Here is a 3284-nt window from a genome sequence, read left to right as displayed (position 1 = left end):
AGGTCGCCACGCCCGAGTTCGGCGGCCCACTCCAACGCCGCCAGCCACTCGTCCGCCAGGCGTCTGCGGTGCGGGCCGTCGAACCCCTCGATCGCGAGCAGGTCGGTGCGGTTCGTCGGCGCGGTGCGTGCCGCCTCGATGATCGCCGCATCGGTGAGCAGCCTCTTGGGAGCGATGTCTCGCTCCGCGGCCACCCGGTCACGCGCCATCCACAACTCCCGTGCCCGGGCGAGTTGGCGGGCGTCGCGCAGGGAGGTCAGGCGGGCCAGCCTGCGCCAGGGATCCGGGGCGGGGGCGGGCGGATCCGAGTCGACGAGGTGTCGGCACTCGGCCTCGAACCAGTCGCGGCGGCCGAGTTCGTCGAGCCGGGGGAGTACCGCGTCCGCCAGTTCGTGGAGGAAGAGGACGTCGTAGGCGGCGTAGTCGAGCCAGGATGCGGGCAACGGGCGTCGCGACCAGTCCGCCGCCGAGTGGGCCTTGGCCAGCCCGATGCCCAGGTGCTCCGAGATCATCGCCCCGAGGTTCACCCGTTCCATCCCGAGGAACCGCCCGGCCAGTTCGGTGTCGATGACAGACGTCGGCCTGATCCCGAGCTCACGGAGTGACGGGAGGTCCTGGCTCGCGGCATGCAGGAGCAGGGGGCGCCCGGAGAGGACGCCCGCGAGCGGCCCGACCGTCTGGCCCGGCGTCTCGGGGTCCACCAGCAGTGCGGCCCCGCCGGCGGGGCGTAGTTGCAGGAGGAAGGCGCGCTCGGAGTAGCGGATCCCCGACGCGCGCTCGACGTCCACCGCGACCGGTCCGGCCGAGGACTCCACGACGGAGGCGACCGACCCGATGCCGGAGGCGTCGTCCACGAACTCGTACTCCGCCGGGGGCGGCGGCGCCCCCGGCGGGGTCTCTCCGCGTCGTCGGCCGCTCACGCCCGACGATGCAGGGAGGTCACGCCGACCGGCGGGAGTCCGGCCGCCAGGGAGAGCGTCTTGCAGAAGGCGGAGGCGTGACCGGTCAGGTTCGACTCGAGGGCGGTCCACGACGCGCGCAACTCGAGCTGGTGGGCCTGGGGTGGTCCGGAGATGTCGCCGTAGCGGACCGACGCGGTGCTGGTGACGGTTCCGCCCAGCGACGTGTACGGTCCGGCGTCCTCGTCGAGCGCCTCGGTGAGCCAACTCCAGGCGACCTGGGGCAGCAGGGGATCGCCCGCGAGTGAGGCCTCCATGTCGGCCTGGATGTAGGCGACCAGCCGCAGCGTGCCGTTCCACGCGTCGTCCCCGGAGGGGTCGTGGAGGAGGATCAGCCGACCGAACGCGTCCCCGTCGGAGAACTCGGGCACATCGTCCCCGGTCGGCGGGATGATCTCCACCCCGAGCGCATGACTGTACGGCGCCAGTCTCTGCGGCGGACGGATCGGGCCGACAGAGATCTCAGGGCGGACCTCGAGCCGGGACAGCGACTCGACCGCCTCCCGGAAGACCTCGGGCTCGCCGTCATTGACCGATGTGCTCACGGGTCGTCACGCTAGCCACCACCCGGCGGCGTCCCGAGGAGGCGCGCCGTCGCCCACCGGGGTGGGGTGGAGGGCCCCGGTGGCGCACTCGTGGGACCATGGGGGGGTGCTGAACTCCGATGTGCCCTCGAATCCCAGGTCCGTTGACACCCAGGGCGCCGGCCGCGCCACCGCGCTCCGGGCCGGGACCGGCCCCTACCTCGACGAAGTCGGGGGCACCGGTGCCGCTCACACGCCGGTGTGGTTCATGCGTCAGGCGGGTCGCTCGCTTCCCGAGTATCGCGAACTCCGGACCGGGAGCACCATGCTCGAGGCCTGTTTCGACCCCGAGATGACCTGCGAGGTCACCCTGCAGCCGGTCCGCCGTCACGGGGTGGACGCCGCGATCTTCTTCTCCGACATCGTCATCCCGCTGGCGGCGGCGGGTGTGGACATCGACATCGTGCCGGGCACCGGGCCCGTGGTGGCATCGCCGATCCGCGACGAGGCCGGGGTCGCCGCGCTTCCCGATCTCACCCCGGACCGGCTCGAGAAGATCGGCGAGGCGGTCCGCATGGTGGTGGCGGAGCTCGACCCGGAGGTCGCGCTCATCGGCTTCGCCGGCGCCCCCTTCACCCTCGCCTCCTACCTCATCGAGGGCGGACCGAGCCGTAACCATGAGCACACGAAGTCCCTGATGTACTCCCGCCCCGACGTCTGGCATGCACTGATGTCCAAGTTGGCGGACCTGACCACGGTGTTCCTGCGCGCGCAGATCGATGCGGGCGTGGACGCCGTCCAGCTGTTCGACTCGTGGGCCGGGGCGCTGAGCCTGCGGGACTACCGGTCGATGGTGCTCCCGCACTCCACCGGGATCTTCGCCGACGAGGTGATCTCCACGGTTCCCCGCACCCACTTCGGCGTGGGCACCGGAGAACTGCTCGGGGCGATGGGTGAGGCCGGTCCAGAGGTCGTCGGTGTGGACTGGCGCATCCCGCTCGACGACGCCGCGGTGCGGGCTCCGGGCAAGGTGCTCCAGGGCAACCTCGACCCCGCCATGCTCTTCGCCGACCGTCAGGCGCTGGACTCCGAGGTCCGGAGGATCCTCGACGAGGGGGCGCGGGCACGTGAGCTGGGCGCCCGCGGGCACGTGTTCAACCTCGGGCACGGCGTCCTGCCCGCCACCGACCCGGGTGCCGTGACCCACGTGGTCGAGCTGGTCCACGAGCTGACCGGGACGTAGGGATGCCCCCTCGTGTCGCGGTGGTCGGTGGCGGTCTCAGCGGACTCACCGCCGCCTATCAGCTCTCCCTCGACCTGCCCGGCGCACGGATCACGGTCCTCGAGGCGTCGGACTCCCTCGGTGGGGCGTTGCACACCGTCGACTTCCCGTCCGGCCCCATGGAGCTGGGGGCCGAGGCATTCATCGGTCGCCGACCGGAGGCCTCCGAGCTCGTCGCCGAGCTGGGGCTGACAGACACCCTGCGGCACCCCGGACCGCTCGGCCCGGCGATCCTCACCGACGGTCGACTGGTCCCGATGCCGGTCGGCACCCTCATGGGGCTGCCGTCCGACGTGGCCGGCCTGTCCGGTGTGCTGAGCCCCGGTGAGTCGGCCGTCGCCGCCCGTGAGACGGACACGCCGCTGGAGTGGGAACCCGGCGGGGACGTCTCGCTGGGCCGGCTCGTGGCCGACCGGTTCGGCGACGCGGTGGTCTCGCGGCTCGTCGATCCCATGCTCGGCGGGGTGTACGCCGCCCCCAGCTCGGGACTCGGCCTGCGGCAGGTCATCCCCGGTCTCG

General features: G+C 72.4%; 4 protein-coding genes. 2 read left to right on the top strand and 2 right to left on the bottom strand.

Annotated elements, in window-relative coordinates; translation table 11 throughout:
* The coding region (locus G6021_RS11970) for an HRDC domain-containing protein (RefSeq protein ID WP_182641377.1) at window positions 1-920 on the bottom strand (920 nt) is incomplete at its 3' end.
* Window positions 917-1504 (bottom strand): DUF3000 domain-containing protein, encoded by a 588-nt coding sequence (locus G6021_RS11965; protein ID WP_179525398.1) that lies wholly within the window; start codon window positions 1502-1504, stop codon window positions 917-919. The genes G6021_RS11965 and G6021_RS11970, both read right to left, overlap by 4 nt.
* Window positions 1505-1610: 106 nt before the next feature.
* On the opposite strand from G6021_RS11965, the gene hemE reads away from it, so the two are divergent.
* Window positions 1611-2726 (top strand): uroporphyrinogen decarboxylase, encoded by a 1116-nt coding sequence (gene hemE / locus G6021_RS11960; RefSeq protein WP_182641376.1) that lies wholly within the window; start codon window positions 1611-1613, stop codon window positions 2724-2726.
* Between the two features lie 2 nt (window positions 2727-2728).
* On the top strand, window positions 2729-3284 hold a 556-nt coding region (locus G6021_RS11955; RefSeq protein ID WP_182641375.1), incomplete at its 3' end, for an FAD-dependent oxidoreductase.

The organism is Dietzia sp. CW19 (assembly GCF_014145265.1).
Lineage (GTDB): Bacteria > Actinomycetota > Actinomycetes > Mycobacteriales > Mycobacteriaceae > Dietzia > Dietzia natronolimnaea.
This window is presented reverse-complemented; position numbering and strand designations above follow the sequence as displayed.